Annotated in this window: 16 protein-coding genes; 13 read left to right on the top strand and 3 right to left on the bottom strand. The window is 43.0% G+C overall.

The genetic code is table 11. The annotated features are described in order from the left end of the window. The first annotated feature begins 1 nt into the window (after nt 1). Entirely contained in the window at nt 2–1639 is a 1638-nt protein-coding gene (gene pfaD, locus MHO82_RS10435) for an eicosapentaenoate synthase subunit PfaD (protein ID WP_239183883.1), read from the top strand. A 61-nt stretch (nt 1640–1700) separates the two neighbouring features. Here the strand turns inward: pfaD and MHO82_RS10430 are convergent, their stop codons facing one another. The 3 genes from MHO82_RS10430 to MHO82_RS10420 all read right to left on the bottom strand — a co-directional run bounded on the left by MHO82_RS10430 (nt 1701) and on the right by MHO82_RS10420 (nt 5962). Further along, nucleotides 1701–3380 carry an asparagine synthase-related protein gene (locus MHO82_RS10430; protein WP_239183882.1) on the bottom strand — a complete coding sequence of 560 codons (1680 nt, stop codon included), beginning with the start codon at nt 3378–3380 and terminating at the stop codon, nt 1701–1703. 91 nt (nt 3381–3471) lie between these two features. Then, on the bottom strand, nt 3472–4167 hold the full coding sequence (locus tag MHO82_RS10425) for a transporter substrate-binding domain-containing protein (RefSeq protein WP_239183881.1): 696 nt from the start codon (nt 4165–4167) through the stop codon (nt 3472–3474). Nucleotides 4168–4417: 250 nt separating this feature from the next. Further along, complete coding sequence (locus MHO82_RS10420) at nt 4418–5962, bottom strand: alanine/glycine:cation symporter family protein (protein ID WP_239183880.1); 1545 nt, start codon at nt 5960–5962, stop codon at nt 4418–4420. 451 nt (nt 5963–6413) lie between these two features. Between MHO82_RS10420 and MHO82_RS10415 the strand changes: the two genes are divergently transcribed. The 12 genes from MHO82_RS10415 to nuoK all read left to right on the top strand — a co-directional run bounded on the left by MHO82_RS10415 (nt 6414) and on the right by nuoK (nt 17336). Then, nucleotides 6414–6815, top strand: coding sequence for a thioesterase family protein (locus MHO82_RS10415; protein WP_239183879.1), 402 nt, complete (start codon nt 6414–6416; stop codon nt 6813–6815). A gap of 243 nt (nt 6816–7058) precedes the next feature. Then, nucleotides 7059–7490 (top strand): CBS domain-containing protein, encoded by a 432-nt coding sequence (locus tag MHO82_RS10410; RefSeq protein ID WP_239183878.1) that lies wholly within the window; start codon nt 7059–7061, stop codon nt 7488–7490. Between the two features lie 10 nt (nt 7491–7500). Continuing rightward, nucleotides 7501–7869 (top strand): NADH-quinone oxidoreductase subunit A, encoded by a 369-nt coding sequence (locus tag MHO82_RS10405; protein WP_239183877.1) that lies wholly within the window; start codon nt 7501–7503, stop codon nt 7867–7869. A 55-nt stretch (nt 7870–7924) separates the two neighbouring features. Next, nucleotides 7925–8515, top strand: a complete 591-nt coding sequence (locus tag MHO82_RS10400; RefSeq protein WP_239183934.1) for an NADH-quinone oxidoreductase subunit B — start codon at nt 7925–7927, stop codon at nt 8513–8515. 3 nt (nt 8516–8518) lie between these two features. Further along, entirely contained in the window at nt 8519–10312 is a 1794-nt protein-coding gene (gene nuoC, locus MHO82_RS10395) for an NADH-quinone oxidoreductase subunit C/D (RefSeq protein WP_239183876.1), read from the top strand. Nucleotides 10313–10330: 18 nt separating this feature from the next. Then, nucleotides 10331–10855, top strand: a complete 525-nt coding sequence (nuoE, locus tag MHO82_RS10390; protein WP_239183875.1) for an NADH-quinone oxidoreductase subunit NuoE — start codon at nt 10331–10333, stop codon at nt 10853–10855. Next, nucleotides 10852–12171, top strand: a complete 1320-nt coding sequence (gene nuoF, locus MHO82_RS10385) for an NADH-quinone oxidoreductase subunit NuoF (protein WP_239183874.1) — start codon at nt 10852–10854, stop codon at nt 12169–12171. The genes nuoE and nuoF overlap by 4 nt, the downstream gene beginning before the upstream one ends. After that, complete coding sequence (nuoG, locus tag MHO82_RS10380) at nt 12164–14986, top strand: NADH-quinone oxidoreductase subunit NuoG (protein WP_239183873.1); 2823 nt, start codon at nt 12164–12166, stop codon at nt 14984–14986. Before nuoF ends, nuoG begins: the two co-directional genes overlap by 8 nt. Next, nucleotides 14979–15926, top strand: coding sequence for an NADH-quinone oxidoreductase subunit NuoH (nuoH, locus tag MHO82_RS10375; RefSeq protein ID WP_239183872.1), 948 nt, complete (start codon nt 14979–14981; stop codon nt 15924–15926). The genes nuoG and nuoH overlap by 8 nt, the downstream gene beginning before the upstream one ends. Before the next feature lie 23 nt (nt 15927–15949). Next, a complete protein-coding gene (gene nuoI / locus MHO82_RS10370) occupies nt 15950–16465 on the top strand; it encodes an NADH-quinone oxidoreductase subunit NuoI (RefSeq protein ID WP_239183871.1) in 516 nt (171 codons plus the stop codon). Continuing rightward, nucleotides 16462–17037, top strand: a complete 576-nt coding sequence (locus MHO82_RS10365) for an NADH-quinone oxidoreductase subunit J (protein ID WP_239183870.1) — start codon at nt 16462–16464, stop codon at nt 17035–17037. Before nuoI ends, MHO82_RS10365 begins: the two co-directional genes overlap by 4 nt. Next, the gene (nuoK, locus tag MHO82_RS10360; protein ID WP_239183869.1) at nt 17034–17336 is read left to right on the top strand and encodes an NADH-quinone oxidoreductase subunit NuoK; all 303 of its coding nucleotides are present in this window, start codon (nt 17034–17036) and stop codon (nt 17334–17336) included. Before MHO82_RS10365 ends, nuoK begins: the two co-directional genes overlap by 4 nt. Nucleotides 17337–17341: the final 5 nt, after the last annotated feature.

Raw genomic sequence — 17341 nt, 5'->3', positions numbered from 1 at the left:
CATGACAACACAAATCACCACAAACAACGAGAAACTGACGCCTTGGCCTTGGCAAGTTGAAGAAAACACCACCCATTTTGATGTAAGTTCAATGGCAAAAGTGCTGAAAGATCTTAGCCTTGCGTGCTATTTAATCAATCACCCGGAGCGAGGCTTAGGCATTAGCCAGCAAGCGGATCTGGCCTCTGGGGACAATGCCAGTGCTTCAACCGCGCAACCAGTAGGCGCTTTTGCACCCGCGTTAGGGACTCAAAGCTTAGGCGACAGTGATTTTCGCCGCGTTCATGGCGTGAAGTACGCTTATTACGCCGGAGCCATGGCCAACGGTATTTCTTCTGAAGAATTGGTCATTGCTTTAGGCCAAGCAGGTATCTTATGCTCTTTTGGCGCAGCAGGTTTAATTCCATCTCGTGTTGAACAAGCCATTAATCGCATTCAAACGGCGCTGCCAAATGGTCCCTATGCTTTTAACTTAATTCACAGCCCAAGTGAACCCGCTTTAGAGCGAGGCAGTGTTGAGCTGTTCCTAAAACATGGTGTTCATACTGTGGAAGCTTCCGCGTTTCTTGGCTTGACGCCACAAATTGTTCACTACCGCGCCGCAGGTCTGAGTCGCGATGCTCATGGCAACATCATCATTGCTAACAAAGTCATTGCCAAAGTAAGTCGTACCGAAGTTGCACAAAAATTTATGGAACCGGCACCAGCTAAAATACTACAAGCCTTAGTTGATGAAGGGCGAATTACGCCAGAGCAAATGGAGCTGGCACAATTAGTTCCTATGGCCGATGACATCACAGCTGAAGCCGACTCTGGTGGCCATACCGACAATCGCCCTTTGGTTACATTGCTGCCAACCATTCTGGCGCTCAAAGAGGAAATTCAAGCAAAGTACCAGTTCAAAACACCACTACGAGTTGGTGCTGGCGGTGGCGTAGGTACTCCAGATGCGGCTCTTGCTGCATTTAACATGGGGGCAGCATACATTGTAACGGGTTCAGTCAACCAAGCGTGTGTGGAAGCAGGCGCCAGTGAACACACTCGTAAGCTGCTAGCCACAACAGAAATGGCAGACGTGACTATGGCTCCGGCTGCTGACATGTTTGAGATGGGCGTGAAACTGCAAGTAGTTAAACGCGGTACGCTATTCCCAATGCGTGCCAACAAACTGTACGATATTTATACTCGATACGACTCTATTGAAGCCATCCCTGCCGATGAGCGCCATAAGCTGGAAACTCAAGTGTTCCGCTCAACACTGGATGACATTTGGGCAGGAACAGTAGCGCACTTTAATGAACGCGATCCAAAACAGATCCAACGCGCAGAAGGCAACCCTAAACGTAAAATGGCGCTGATTTTCCGCTGGTATCTTGGTCTTTCAAGCCGTTGGTCGAACACAGGTGAATCAGGCCGAGAAATGGACTACCAAGTATGGGCTGGGCCTGCTCTGGGTGCCTTTAATCAATGGGCAAAAGGCAGCTACTTGGATGACTACCAACAACGTCATGCGGTTGATGTGGCGAAACATTTAATGCACGGTGCAGCTTACTTAGCTCGAATTAACCTGCTTTCTTCTCAAGGGGTGAAGCTACCAACAGAATTAGCACGCTGGAAGCCAACAGAAAAAATGGCATAAACTTCATTAATTCGTAAGTTCAAGCTTAAACAATGCCAGTCAGCGACTGACTGGCATTATCTTAACCGTTTTTACACAATACTTTTCCCTGTTTAAGCCACATATCAAACATCAAAAGCAATAATAAACAATCGGCTTTCTGCTGACTTTTCTTCGTAAATAAGTCACCTTCTAACTGATTAATATACTGAATATCATAAAGAGAGTTATTCAAATGGCTAAGTCTACTTGATAATGAAGGAGACATATTTTGCAACCAGCTGACCACATCCATATGGTCATACCTTTTCTTATTACCAAATAACCGATGAAATATACCGTTATAAATATGTATCATTTCAATTATTAACCAAGGTGCTCCAATTTTAGTTCCGGTATTCGCATCGGGGTACTGAGCCAATATTGGGTTCAACTTTTTCAAAACATATTTAGGGAAATCAAGTTTCACTTTGTCTTCGGCTCTGACTCGGAGAAGTAAATCCACAAATGGGGGGTAACTAAATGGAAAGTAGGTGGGTAAATGCTCATTCCATATTTGGGCTGATGTACTCGCAACTTTACTTAAATGTTCATCAATATATAGATTTTGTAACCAACCCGATGCTTTAATATCTTGAGGGTAAGATAATATAATATTAGCCAAATTGTCTTTTGCTTGTTCTGCTAAATTCGTTTGAAGATATTGTGAGAATATTTTTTTTCGGTATTGATAACGATTCGAAAACCGTTCCCATATTTTTTGTGCCACTTCATATGGATCGTTATGTATAAATTGACTTTGAAGCGGATAATTGTGCATGTGGCCTACTTTATAAAGCTCAGCAAACGCACCATGCATCATCACTCTATCAGGTTCAATATGGTCCCGTAGCCAATGAGCCTCCGCTTCCGAACTGAACGTCATACCTTCAGTGACTGACATGTTGTCTTTAACTAAATCACCATACAATAGGTGAAATTGATGACCTAAAGGATAAGAGAAATGCTTTACACCGCACAGGCTTGACATCTCTTTGGCGTAAGCGAGACTCCGGCTTCCTTCGATTCCTGTGGTATAGGCTTCAACATCTAACTCTAAATGCAGCCCAGCAGCCAATAACACCCTTGAATCAATCCCACCAGACAGCGTTACACCAACCTTGTTTTTCTCCGCTGACGTCGCCTTTTGTACCCCTTCCAGTAGTAATTCGAGCAACTCTTCTTTCACTTCCTCTAATGGTACGTCTGCATCATATAAAAGCTTTGCAGGCTCCCATGTTTTTCTCTTTTTTATATTAAGAGACGGAATATCAATAATAAATTGAGTAGCTCCTGATAAAGAAGATACTTTCTTATATAAAGTTTTCTCCAAGAATGGAACGTTATAAGCTGCAACGTCGCTTAATGCGCTGTCATCTAAATAAGCAGTGACCCCATGACGAAATATTCCCATTAATGTTCGTGAGAAAATAATCTTTTCGCGATTAACATGGTAATAGAATGGTAGCATTCCATACCTATCATTGATTACTTTCAATTCATCGTTATTAACATCATGAATTAAAATAATAAAATGACCAAACAATTCACCAAATTTAGTATTTTGATGAATTGTTTTAATATTTTCACCTAATAGAGTGCCACAAAAGTAGATTTTGATAGAATCAGATGGCTTACTTAAAGGAATAAAATCTTTCTTTCCATTAAAAACAATAATTTGATTACTTTTCCCAAAAACCAAATCTTGATTATTAATGTCCATTTATTTCACCCCTAATGCAACCACCTTCTATTCAACTAATTGTCATCATAGATACGAAATAATAAAAATACCAAAAATTAGTCAACTCCGACTAACGGCATTCTTGCGCAAACTGATTAAACTGTTCCAAAAAGTCAGGACGAGATTCAAGGAATTGGTGTGAGAAATAAACCCCTAAAGGCATACTAATGGCAGAATGAGTGACAACCTCTCCTTCATCGATATACTCATCTAGCATTTGATCCACAACCAAATCATTTCCCATGAAAGCATCAATTCGATGCAGCTTTAACATTTTGATAAGTGACTCTGTTGTTTTCACTTCCGCGGTTACTTGGTAGTTTTCAGCATATAACCAAGAAAGAATATTTGATCCTAGCGCCCCTGCCACCTTCGCTTTTTCTTTAAAATCTTCTCTTTCAGGATACATCTCTGAATCAACCAACGTATACCAAACCCAATTTTGAGGAGCAATATCTACCGAACGCTGGGCAAACTGATCCCTTTCATCACTTTGAGATGCAGAGAAAAAGCCATCAGCGCCACCTACCTTTACCATGCGCTCCGCACGCTTCCAAGGTAATACCGTGATCTCGTACGGAATAGCCAGCTTTTCAAATACACACTCGACTACTTCGATGCTTTGCCCAACCAATTTACCATTTACGGGCTCATAGTAATGATATGGTGGCCAAATTTGAGTCATAAGGTGGACAGGCTTAGGCTCCTCAGAAAACACAGGAGCAGAAAAAAACAACACCGACAATACCGCAAAAACAACTCTCAAAGTACAACACCCCTGTAAAAAAATCCCCACACTAATTTACAATATTATCAGTAAATTAATCGTGTTTATATATAGAATCATGATTTAAGTCTTAGAGGGTTTTATTGATAGAGTCAATAGTTCATAAGAAGAATGTTCTATTTATAAGACAAGCTTAAATAGAACATTAAAAAGAGGGTAAAAAAGCAGCTATACCCATGAAGAATATAGCTGCTTGTATCATCTAGATAAATATTAACTGACTAGGGATCTACGCAACTGGTTTTACAGGCTCACCTTTAGGCACTTCACCAGAATGTGGTTTACCACTGGCTTTCAGTTTCTTCTCCCAGAAGTCCGCATTTTTAATGCCTAACTTCACCGGATCAAACGTATACTCTGTCACACCCGCTTTTTGTTGCTCTTCATAATCTTTTAGCGCCTTCAAAGCTGGTTTAGATAAGAAGAAAATAATCAGGATGCCCACTATATTCAGCCATGCCATCAGACCTACACCTACATCGCCCAATGCCCATGCTAAATTAGCGGCTTTCACTGTACCGTAGAACACAGAAACCATTAGCACGACTTTCAGAGCAAACATTAATGCAGGTAGCTTCACCGTACGGCGAATATACGCGATGTTAGTTTCGGCAATGTAGTAATACGCAAGAATCGTAGTAAAGGCAAAGAAGAACAAAGCAAAGGCAATGAACGGCTTACCAATGCCCGGCATTGTGCTTTCAATCGCCATCTGCGTGAACATAGGGCCATTTGCACCAATTTCAGCGGCTATATTTTGGACAAGGAAAACACCTTCACCACCACCGTGAACATTATAAGCACCGGTGATTAAAATCATGAAAGCCGTCGCAGAACATACCAATAAAGTATCGATGTAAATCGAGAAAGATTGCACTAAACCTTGCTGAGCAGGATGTTTTACATCTGCCGCCGCCGCTGCGTGTGGACCTGTACCTTGGCCAGCTTCGTTAGAGTAAACACCGCGTTTAACACCCCAGCCAATTGCTGCACCGACACCCGCCATAGGAGAGAATGCATCGCCAACAATAAGCGCAAAGATAGCTGGAACTTGACCAATATTAAGTAGGATAATCACAAACGCGATAATGATGTAAGCCAATGCCATGAATGGCACCACAACTTGAGTGAAGTTAGCAATACGCTTAACACCACCAAAAATGATGAAACCAAGAATGATAGAAATCATTGTGCCTGTGGCAATCTTCGCAAAGCTAAAAGTACCAACAGCCGTTTCAATCATTTCTCCTGGGCCAAATGCCGCTTCCACCGCATTACCAATACTGTTTGATTGAACACCTGGCAGTAACACACCACAAGCAAAGATAGTCGCGATAGCAAAAATCCACGCGTACCATTTTTGCCCCATTGCTTTTTCAATGTAATAAGCAGGGCCACCACGGAACTGACCATCTTCATCTTCTTCTTTATAAATTTGAGCTAATGCAGATTCAGTGTATGCCGTTGCTGCACCTAAGAATGCAACAACCCACATCCAAAAAACGGCACCAGGGCCACCAAAGCCAATCGCGGCAGCAACACCAGCAATGTTACCCGTACCTACACGTCCTGATAAAGAAACGGCTAACGCTTGAAAAGAGGAAATACCTTTAGCTGAACTTTTACCTGAGAATAATAATCTCAGCATTTCTTTAAATTGTCTCACTTGCACAAAACGGGTTGTAATGGAATAGAACAACCCTGCGCCTAGACACAAGTAAATCAGTACTGGGCTCCATATGATCCCATTAAGAAAATCTACAAACGACTGCATTAAAATCTCCCTTTTTATATATGATCGTTCAATGCTTGAGCAAAATAATAATCTCAATGTAAGGAGAATGTTAAGCACTTTATCACTGACTTTCTCTCAACGTGACTCAAAGCACAAATAATAAACAAATCATTAACATTAAAGCCTATTCAATCACATGAGTATTTATTGGTGGTTTTTTATACTGGCATAATGCAAAAATTGGCACTCACCACCTCAAAATATGAATCGAATAATAATTTAAAAATATTTAAAACAGCAGAATAAAAATTCACCATGTGAATACTCAGAGAGAAACCATTTTATTTAATGTCACACTTCACCACCATAGAGTTACCCCCCTAGTGCTACTGCCATATTTACAGTGGTCTTAGTAGTGAGTTTCACCTTGTTGCGGCCTTAGCCTGAGAGATATGATTAATGCTTTGTTTTCGAAGGGATCGCATACACAATGAGTAAGATATACCACCACCCAGTTCAAATTTATTACGAAGATACCGATCATTCTGGAGTGGTATACCACCCTAACTTTCTAAAATATTTTGAGCGTGCCCGTGAACACGTAATTGACAGTGATCGTCTTGCTAAGCTGTGGAATGAACAAGGTCTTGGCTTTGCCGTATATAAAGCCAACATGACCTTTCAAGATGGTGTAGAGTTTGCTGAAGTGTGCGACATTCGAACCACCGTGACCTTAGATGGCAAATACAAAACCCTCTGGCGACAAGAGGTCTGGAGACCAAATTCAAGTCGCGCTGCTGTTATTGGTGATATTGAAATGGTCTGTATGGATAAACAAAAGCGACTACAACCCATTCCAGATGAAATCATGACTGCCATGCAACTCACCTAATTTCTTATTCGCCCTTTAACCGCTCTTCTTTTGTGGTGAACACTTTAATATCTTGATCGAATTTCAATTTTTCTCCTACAAAAATAGAAATTCGGTCTAACCTTGTAATTAAAGCGTCTATTTTAAAGTGAAAAAACCTCGTTAAGTTTATTCTAATAAGATCAATTACACCTTAAGAACCTTAACGAATACACCCTATGCTACCAATTAGGATGCGCCCTAATTGTGATACAGGAGAGCCATATGAAATCCATTAAGATTTCTGATTACATGAATAAGCGCCCTGTTACGTTTAGATACAGTATGACCATTGCTGAAGCGACGGAACGTTTCATTCAATCAAACCAAATTGGTGGGCCAGTCATTGACGAAAACAGACATGTTATCGGCTTTTTATCCCAGCAAGACTGCCTAATCAAAATGCTTGAGGCGACCTACCTCAACGAATCTCACACCCGTGTAGAAGATGTCATGCGTTCGGAGACTCTCACCGTAAGCCCAGATGGCTCGGTGCTGGATCTTGCTCAGCAAATGACAGGAGCTAAGCCGAAACTGTACCCAGTAGTGGATGAATATAATGTCCTACTCGGCATCATTACCCGACTCGATATTCTAAAAGCCATTGATATCCAGCTACACTCCATGTACGAAGAAGGTCATGACCGTTTAGTTTAGGTTTACTACCATGATTTCTACAGGGTTTGTGATTTACTTCATTGCCGTAATAGCACTGACGATCACCATGTTATGGATATCTCACTTACTTAACCCTAAGGTGCCAGATCGCAAAAAACAGCTCCCTTTTGAATCTGGCATTGTTTCAGCAGGTAATACTGATATCCGCTGGAACGTAAATTATTTTCTCGTTGCAATTTCATTCATCATTTTTGATATAGAAGCCGTTTTTTTATATCTCTGGACAATAGCAGTACTCGAACTTGGTTGGCCCGGTTTTCTTACCAGTAGCTTTTTTATTATTGCCCTTTTGATCGCGCTGTTTTACGAAATCAAACAAAACGCGTTCCATTGGGGCAAGCCTGAAAAAGGAGCCTGAAACGATGCGATGGCAATTAACAAAACCTGACGAAATTGCCATCCAACCTCAGAGTATGGAGAAGGTGATTGAAGAAAACATTCTCATGGCTCGGTTAGAAGATCTTATCGCATGGGGACGAAGTAATTCGTTATGGCCTTTTAATTTCGGACTTTCTTGCTGTTATGTTGAAATGGCCACCTCTTTTACCAGTCGACATGACATCGCCCGATTTGGTTCAGAAGTCATTAGAGCAACCCCACGCGAAGCCGATCTGATTGTGATCTCTGGCACCGTTTTTTTAAAAATGGCTCCCGTTATTCAACACCTATATAACCAGATGTTAGAACCCAAATGGGTGATCAGCATGGGCTCTTGCGCTAATTCCGGTGGCATGTACGACGTATACAGTGTTGTGCAAGGAGCCGATCGATTTCTACCTGTGGATGTCTACGTTCCCGGCTGCCCACCAAGACCAGAAGCTTTAATGTATGGCCTAACCCTATTGCAACAAGCCATCAAAGAAGGCTACCCAAAACAACGGCGGCCGCTTAATCGGCAAGTCACTCCCGAAGAAATCGACGCCTTTGCCTGCCGCAGCCTACGGGATGAAAAAACGCCATCACGATCCAAACAGAATAAATTGACTCCTCCTGATGAGGTGTAGCGGATGACTTCTGAGGCCATAAGAAAAGATAATCACCCTCTCTCTCCTAAAACTAAACGGACGTGGGACCGCTTACCAGAACTCAAACGTTACCTGCAAGATAAAAGCTTTATTCATCAACCAACATGCGATCAAATTTTAACCCTATGGATTGAACCTGATGATTTAATTCCGATTTTGTCTTTGCTGAAAGACGTTTCTCAACCATTTAATTTTTTATTTGATTTATATGCCGTCGATGAACGATTAAGACTGGATAAAGATGAGTTACCCACTAAAGATTTCACTGTGGTTTATCAGCTTCTTTCCATGGATCGCAATCAAGATATACGACTGAAAATAGCACTTGATAAGTCTTACTTGCATATCACTTCGATTTGCCACTTTTGGCCAGCAGCAAACTGGTATGAACGTGAAGCATGGGATTTATTTGGTATTATTTTCGATGGCCACCCTAACCTAACTCGTATTTTATTGCCTCCAACTTTTGAAGGTCACCCACTAAGAAAAGAGTTTCCTTGCCGAGCCACTGAAAAAGATCCTTTTAGTATTGATGAGCAAAAGCTACAAAAAGAACAACAGGCGCTGCGCTTTTCTCCTGAACAATGGGGCATGAAGCAAACCAGCAAAAATAATGATTACCTTTTCCTCAATTTAGGCCCCAACCACCCCAGTGTTCATGGGGTGTTTCGTATCGCCCTCCAACTCGATGGTGAGCGAGTGGTTGATGCTGTACCCGATATTGGCTTTCATCACCGAGGCGCAGAAAAAATAGCAGAGCGCCAAAGTTGGCATGGCTTTATTCCCTATACCGATCGTATTGATTACCTTGGTGGCGTAATGAATAACTTTCCGTATATTTTGGCCATTGAGCGATTAGCGGGGATCAAAGTCTCTGAGCGGGTGGAATGCATTCGTGTCATGTTGGCTGAATGCTTTCGTATTCTCAGCCACATGCTCTTTTTTGGCACATTCGCGCAAGATGCCGGCCAGTTATCCCCCATTTTTTACCTGTTCATTGATAGAGAGAAATTATTTAGCATCATCGAAGCCATCACAGGGGCACGTATGCACCCAAGTTGGTTCCGTATTGGTGGGTTAGCTCAAGACTTACCAAAAGGCTGGGATAAAATGATGCAAGAATTCGTGGACTACTTCCCTAGCCGGCTAGATGACTATGAAGTAATGGTCATGAACAACAAAATCCTAAAAAAACGCACTGTCGGGATCGGTCAATATACTACCGAAGAAGCCATGAAATGGAGTATTTCTGGTGCTGGTTTGCGTGCAACAGGCATGAACTGGGATCTAAGAAAAGTACGCCCTTACAGTGGTTACGACAACTACGATTTTGAAGTCCCTCTGACCAATAACGGAGACGCTTATGACCGCTGTAAGCTTCGCATCGAAGAAATGCGTCAAAGTCTGCGAATTATTCAACAATGCATCAATAACATGCCAGAAGGCAGCTATAAAGCCAATCATCCAGCGACCACCCCTCCTGTAAACCACAATAGTAAACACGATATAGAAACACTGATTCAGCATTTTCTTAATGTCAGTTGGGGAGCGGTTATGCCAAGAGGAGAGTCCTGCTTTGCTGTCGAAGCAACCAAAGGAATGAACAGCTATACCTTATTCAGCGATGGTTCCAGTTCCAGTTATCGAACTCGAATCCGAACCCCTTCGTTTGCACATTTACAAATGATCCCATCCATGGCGCGAGGATTACTCGTCGCGGACTTAATTGTGATCATCGCCAGTATCGACTTTGTCATGGCCGATGTCGACAGATAGCAGTAAGGAGAATAATCAATGACAGCGCCTCATGAATCACAGCTTATACCAACCAACTGCAAGGTTGAGCTCAGTGACATTGAAAAATACAGTATTGATAAGCTCCTTCAACATACACCTTATCCGTCTGGGATCACCATTGATGCACTCAAAATTATGCAAAAACACCGTGGCTGGATCAGTGATGGCTGCATAGATGCACTAGCGCAATACACCAATATCCCTCATTCAGATATTGATTCTGTCGCCACTTTTTATAACCTCATTTTTCGATCCCCAGTCGGCAACACTATTCTGCACCCCTGTAATGGCATTAGCTGTGAAATCATGGGCAGTAAATCTATTCAGCAGTGTATTAGTCGCACCTTACACATCCAACCAGGGGAAACAACCGCCGATCATCGTGTCACTCTCATCCCATTACCTTGCTTAGGTGCATGTGACAAAGCCCCTGTCATGCTGGTCAACCAGCACCTCTACGAGCAACTCGATGATCAAGCCACCGTACAAATCCTTAATGAGTTAGAAGGGCACAAATCATGACTGCCCCACTGCCAACAACACCACTAACTCGCTTCATTACCAACGACCCTAACTGTTGGCGCTTAGCTCACTACCAAGAGCATGGTGGTTACGAGGGGCTTGAAAAAGCATTAACGCAAGATCCAAAAGTATTACTAGAGCAAATCACCCAATCTAAGCTAAGAGGTCGAGGGGGCGCAGGGTTTCCCACTGGATTTAAGTGGAGCTTTGTTCCTCAAGGTGACGATGCTCCTCACCCTAAATATTTAATCGTTAATGGCGATGAAATGGAGCCTGGGGCATTCAAAGATCGCTGGTTACTTGAACAAACCCCTCACCAAATCATAGAAGGGTTGATCATCGCCGCATTTACATTAGATGCCGACATTGGCTACATTTTTCTTCGTTGCGATTATTACCAAGCCGAGCAAAGGCTACAAGATGCCCTGCAAGAGTGCCACGACAGTAACCTACTAGGAAAAAATATTCTCGGTACTGACTTTAGCTTTGATATTCACATTCATTCCAGCGCTGGACGCTATATCTGCGGTGAAGAAACCGCCTTAATCAACTCCTTAGAAGGAAAACGCGCTAAACCCAGAGCAAAGCCACCTTTTCCTCAGGTTGTTGGATTGTGGGGTAAACCAACGGTAGTAAACAACGTCGAAACTTACTGTAACTTACCACATATTATTAATTTTGGTGTCGAATGGTATCGATCTCTCGGGTTATGCGAAGACGCAGGCACCAAAATTTTTGGCGTCAGTGGACGAGTCAATAAGCCAGGCTTATGGGAACTACCAATGGGTACACCACTTGGAGAAATCATTGAAGTTCACGCAGGGGGAATGTGCGAAGGCTTCCAATTTAAAGGTTGCTTACCCGGTGGAGGCTCCACCGACTTTTTACTGACTCAGCACCTTGATACTCCCATGGACTACGACGAAATAGCCAAGCAAGGTAGCCGAATGGGAACGGGCACAATTACTGTATTAGACGATCGTTTTTGTCCCATTGCGATGGTTCTGAATTTAGTGCGCTTTTTTGCACAAGAATCGTGCGGCTGGTGCACGCCATGCCGAGATGGCCTCCCTTGGGCTGAACAACTGCTGCAAAAAATAGAGCAAGGAAATGGTGAGCCAGATGATCTTAAACAACTGGATGATTTATGTACATTTATTGCTCCCGGCACGACGTTTTGCGCTCTTGCTCCTGGAGCCATAGAACCATTACAAAGTGCCTTAAAATACTTCCGTGACGATTTTGAAGCACACATAGCACAAAAAGCCTGCCCTTATCATGCTGCACAGCCAGAGCAAAGGGGGCAAGATGACTAAAAAAATCCACATCGTGATTGAAGGGAAAACCTATCTGGTTGACGAAAACCAAAATGTATTACAAGCCTGCTTATCCCTTGGTTTAGATTTGCCTTATTTCTGCTGGCACCCCTCTTTAGGCTCAGTCGGCGCATGCAGACAGTGCGCCGTGGTTCGTTACTGCAACGAAGAAGACACAACAGGCGCATTGATCATGTCCTGTATGACCCCTGTAAGCGAAGGCATGCTGCTCTCTTTACAAACTCAACGAGCGGAAACATTCCGAAGCACTAACATCGAGGCACTAATGACCAATCACCCTCACGACTGCCCTGTATGTGAAGAAGGAGGTGATTGCCATTTACAAGATATGACATTGCTTAGTCGACATACTGATCGTCGTTATAACGGATTAAAACGGACACATCACAATCAATATTTAGGGCCTTTATTAAACCATGAGATGAATCGGTGCATTGGCTGTTATCGTTGTGTTCGTTTTTATCGCGACTATTGCGGGGGCACCGATCTCAATGTTTTTGCTTCCAAAAGCCATGTTTACTTTGGACCTATCGAATCTGGCGACTTAGAAAACCCATTTAGTGGTAACCTTGCCGAAGTGTGCCCCACTGGCGTCTTTACTGACAAACCCTTTAGCCAGCAATACACTCGTAAATGGGATCTACAAAGCGCACCTTCTGTTTGTACGCATTGCTCAGTTGGCTGTAACACCTACCCTGCTGAACGTAATGGCTCTTTACGAAAAATAAGTAACCGATTTAACCCAGACATTAACGGCCATTTCTTGTGTGATCGAGGACGTTTTGGTCATGAGCATGCAAACCACCAGCAAAGACTGGAAAAGCCTCTTCTTCGAAATAATGAAAAACAAACCACAGATGTCCTATCCGCAGAGCAAGCCGAGAAGCTCTTACATCTTTGGTTAACCGCCAAGCCTCAAGGCATTATCGCGGTTGGCTCTGGACGCAGCCTACTTGAAAATAACAGCGCTTTATTAAAATTGGTGGGGCCTGATGACTTTTTTGTAGGATGCTCAGAGACTGAGCTACTCATGCTACAAAAATTAGTTCACTATTATCAACACACTCCGCTAACACCTTGTAGTTTATCTGAAATAGAAACATGTGATGCCACTTTGCTTATAGGGGAAGATATTACCCACACGGCTCCGCGAGTTGCGCTTTCTATACGGCAAATGGTACGTAATGCAGCACTGAATAAAGCCGCTGGTTTTGGTATTAAGCACTGGCAAGATGAAGCCGTAAGAAACATCGCTCAAGATCTACGTTCACCACTTTATATTATTAGTGCCTTCTCAACCGATCTCGCAGATATTTCGACTCAGAGCCTGAACTTACCGCCCAAAAAACAGCTTAAGCTTTTATTAGAAATTGAACACTACCTTAAACACTACATAAAAAATACGATTACCAATGACCTCACACACAATGACGAAAACAATACTCACTCCCTAAGCAGTTCCACTCAAGCTAAGGAAATAGCCAAAACACTGCTACTTGCTAAACGACCACTTATCATCACAGGCACTAGCCATCAGCACCCCGAACTCTTAGAAGCCGGATTACGAATCGCATTACAGCTCACAAACCATAAAAAAAGTACCCGTTTTTACTGTGCGACATCTCAAGCAAATAGTATGGCTCAGGCCTTAATCGGCATAACTTACAACACCGACCCTATACAAAGCTTAACGGCATTCATCGACAGGCTAAAAACAGATCCCCCAACAACACTGCTGGTCATGGAAACGGATCTGTATCGCTATATTCCATTCCAGCAACTCGATCCATTATTGGATAATGTCCAGCATATTATTGTTTTGGACCAAATACTTACCACTACTGCTCAAATGGCGGATTTACTCTTACCGACCCCCTCTTTTGCAGAAAGCTCTGGAACATGGGTGAACAACGAAGGCAGAGTTCAGTATGCTTTTTCGACCATGCCAGCCATACAACAAAGGAAACAGAGTTGGCAATGGTTACAAGAACTGACAGAACTGCATCAACCTGAGCAGATTTTAGAATGGTTGGCAGAGAACAACGGTAATTTCTCGCCGTTAGTCACACTCATCGATGCGTTAGAACAGCTCAAGCAATCCGATTTTCCTATCGCTCGTCACTCTTTCCGTTCTACGGGCCGAACCGCGCTTCATGCCGATAAAGACGTGAAAGAATACCCACCAGCCCAAGATGAATTGTCTCCATTGGTCTATTCCATGGAAGGCATCATACCTATTCGTCAAATACAACAAGAAGGGCTAGCAACAGCCCCAACAGGAGTCTGGTCACCCAAATGGAACTCCGGACAAGCCATTAATAAACAGCTTGAGACATCAGAAACCAATAAACTGCCCTTTCCCGACGTAAAGCTCTTTACCGTAAATATTTCAGCTTCTACCAGAGTATTTCCGTCGCCTGACTCATTACCAAAACTAAAGCCAATAGATCCTGAAGGCCTCATATTTGAAGTAGCATCCAAGGCGAACATCTACGCCGACGATGAACTGGCCGCTTACTCAAAACCATTACAAGAACTCGCACAACAAACCAACTTAGATTTTGTACTCATCAATACTAACCAAGCAAAAGCGTTGAAAATTACGGCAGGCGACACCGTAGAAATACATGGCAACAACACGTCACTGTCTCTGAGATGCCAACCGTCACATCTACCCAAAGAAAACACATTAATCCTTCCTTTCAAACACCACCAACAGCTTGGGCAAGTAAGTTGCATCCTAATTCTTAACTCTAAAAGTCAGGCAGCAGAGCAAGGGGCGAAGGATGATTGAGTGGATGATGCCATTGGCCATTTTACTGGTTTTACTCCTCGCTGGGGCTTGGTCTACGTGGCTTGAAAGGCGCGTTTTAGCTTGGTGGCAAGATAGACTAGGCCCAAACCGGGTCGGCCCCTTTGGTCTGCTTCAAGTTGTCGCCGATATGATCAAGATTTTCACCAAAGAAGACTGGGTTCCTCCCTTTGCAGACAGAGTTGTTTTTATTCTTGCGCCCATGATTTTAATGAGCATGATGCTGCTCGGCTTTGCCATCATTCCCTTTGCGCCAGGAATACAAATCGTCGAGTTTGATAATGGCTTGCTGTTTCTATTAGCCATTAGTTCTCTGTCTGTTTATAGCGTGATGCTGGCTGGCTTCTCCTCCAACAGTAAATATGCCTTACTCGGCGCATTGAGAACCACAGCCCAAATGATCAGCTATGAAGTGTTCATGGGGCTATCACTAATGGGCGTTGTGGTGCTTGCTGGTAGTTTTAGCTTAAATGACATCGTACACGCACAATCGGATCGTTGGTTTATTCTCTGCCAACCTCTTGGATTTCTTCTTTTTTTAGTTGCAGGGGTTGCCGAAAGCCACCGTGCTCCTTTCGATCTACCGGAAGCCGAAACAGAAATTGTAGCGGGGTTTCATACCGAATATTCCAGCATGAAATTTGGCATGTTTTTCATTGGTGAATATTTAGGTGTGATCTTAATTTCATCACTGATCACCACCCTCTATTTTGGAGGCTGGCAAGGGCCGTGGCTCCCGCCATTATTGTGGTTTATTCTAAAAACTGGCTTTTTTGTACTATTTTTTATTCTATTACGAGCGGCAATACCTCGCCCTCGCTACGATCAGTTAATGGCATACGGTTGGAGTGTGCTTCTGCCACTGGCCTTGCTAAATCTACTTCTCACCGCCGCATGGCGACTGTACCCAACCCTATCGTAGTGATGAAAAATTAAGGAGCCTAGATGAAAAGCCAACTGCAAACATTACAAAAAGTGCTCAAACACTCTTTCACTCGCTCTGACACGGTTGAATACCCAGAACAACAACCATATTTAGCCCCTCGCTACCGAGGCCGAATTGTATTAACCAAAGATCCAGATGGCGATGAAAGGTGTGTCGCGTGCAACTTGTGCTCGGTTGCCTGCCCAGTTGACTGCATCGCAGTACAAAAAACAGAAACAGAAGATGGCCGCTGGATAGCAAGCACTTTTCGAATTAACTTTTCTCGCTGTATCTTATGTGGCTTTTGTGAAGAAGCTTGCCCCACACACGCCATTCAACTGACCCCAGATGTTGAAATGGCAGAATATGACAGACAAAACCTAGTGTATGAAAAAGAGCATTTACTGATTGATGGGCCTGGGAAATACCACGATTACAATTTCTACAAAGTTAGCGGAAAAGCCATAAAAAACAAGACAAAAGGTGAAGCACTGAATGAACAAGCTCCCATTAATATCAGGAGCCTACTGCCATGATAAGCCTAGTTGAGTCTTTTTTCTTAATCGCTGCTGGCATTGCGATTGTAAGTGCAATCCTCACGATTTCAGCGCATAACATCATTCATGCACTGTTGTACTTAGTAACCATGATGCTGGCGATTGCAGTGCTGTTTTTTTTACTTGGCGCTTCGTTTGCAGCCGCCCTGCAAGTGATTATTTACGCAGGGGCGATTATGGTGCTGTTCGTCTTTGTCACTATGATGCTTCATCAGGGAAAGCACACCATTCAACAAGAAGCACATTTATTTATGTACTCACGTGCTGCTGGGCCACTCATTCTGTCATTACTCTTACTCATTGAGTTTATTGCTATTGTTTATACCAACAACTTACCTAGTGCGATTCCTGAAACCGCTTCGACCATCAACGTAACAGCCCCGCTTTCAGTAAAAGAACTGGCTCTGCAATTATTTGGCCCATATAAATTATTGGTGGTCCTTGCCGCACTAATGCTGCTATCCGCCCTGATCAGCGCTATTCACATCACTCGTCATTCAATTACTACAACAATGCCTGATGAACAACAAAAAGTGAGTAAACGCCTATGATTAATATTCAATGGATCGTATTACTCAGTTTTATCCTTTTTACCATTGGTATTTTTGGCGTATTAGCGCGCAGAAACCTATTATTTATTCTTCTCTCGCTAGAAATCATGCTCAATGCCATTGTCTTACTGTTTATTGGTGCCGCTCAATTTCACGGTAACAACGACGGCCAAATAATGTATTTATTCATTGTCACTTTAGCGGCGTGTGAAGTGTCTATCGGGTTAGCACTAACCATTCAAGTCTATCGACGACAGCAAAGCCTCGATGTCGATAAGCTCTCTAATTTACGGAATTAACAGGG

This window comes from Vibrio sp. Of7-15 (assembly GCF_022347565.1).
Taxonomy (GTDB): domain Bacteria; phylum Pseudomonadota; class Gammaproteobacteria; order Enterobacterales; family Vibrionaceae; genus NORP241.
This window is presented reverse-complemented; position numbering and strand designations above follow the sequence as displayed.

Excerpts from the sequence above, each read along its gene's own strand:
- nuoE (WP_239183875.1), top strand. The coding sequence starts at position 10,331 with ATGACAGCGCCTCATGAATCACAGCTTATACCAACCAACTGCAAGGTT.
- MHO82_RS10405 (WP_239183877.1), top strand. The coding sequence starts at position 7,501 with ATGATTTCTACAGGGTTTGTGATTTACTTCATTGCCGTAATAGCACTG.
- nuoI (WP_239183871.1), top strand. The coding sequence starts at position 15,950 with ATGAAAAGCCAACTGCAAACATTACAAAAAGTGCTCAAACACTCTTTC.
- nuoC (WP_239183876.1), top strand. The coding sequence starts at position 8,519 with ATGACTTCTGAGGCCATAAGAAAAGATAATCACCCTCTCTCTCCTAAA.
- MHO82_RS10430 (WP_239183882.1), bottom strand. The coding sequence starts at position 3,380 with ATGGACATTAATAATCAAGATTTGGTTTTTGGGAAAAGTAATCAAATT.
- nuoF (WP_239183874.1), top strand. The coding sequence starts at position 10,852 with ATGACTGCCCCACTGCCAACAACACCACTAACTCGCTTCATTACCAAC.
- nuoK (WP_239183869.1), top strand. The coding sequence starts at position 17,034 with ATGATTAATATTCAATGGATCGTATTACTCAGTTTTATCCTTTTTACC.
- pfaD (WP_239183883.1), top strand. The coding sequence starts at position 2 with ATGACAACACAAATCACCACAAACAACGAGAAACTGACGCCTTGGCCT.
- MHO82_RS10420 (WP_239183880.1), bottom strand. The coding sequence starts at position 5,962 with ATGCAGTCGTTTGTAGATTTTCTTAATGGGATCATATGGAGCCCAGTA.
- MHO82_RS10415 (WP_239183879.1), top strand. The coding sequence starts at position 6,414 with ATGAGTAAGATATACCACCACCCAGTTCAAATTTATTACGAAGATACC.
- MHO82_RS10365 (WP_239183870.1), top strand. The coding sequence starts at position 16,462 with ATGATAAGCCTAGTTGAGTCTTTTTTCTTAATCGCTGCTGGCATTGCG.
- nuoH (WP_239183872.1), top strand. The coding sequence starts at position 14,979 with ATGATTGAGTGGATGATGCCATTGGCCATTTTACTGGTTTTACTCCTC.
- MHO82_RS10410 (WP_239183878.1), top strand. The coding sequence starts at position 7,059 with ATGAAATCCATTAAGATTTCTGATTACATGAATAAGCGCCCTGTTACG.
- MHO82_RS10400 (WP_239183934.1), top strand. The coding sequence starts at position 7,925 with ATGGAGAAGGTGATTGAAGAAAACATTCTCATGGCTCGGTTAGAAGAT.
- nuoG (WP_239183873.1), top strand. The coding sequence starts at position 12,164 with ATGACTAAAAAAATCCACATCGTGATTGAAGGGAAAACCTATCTGGTT.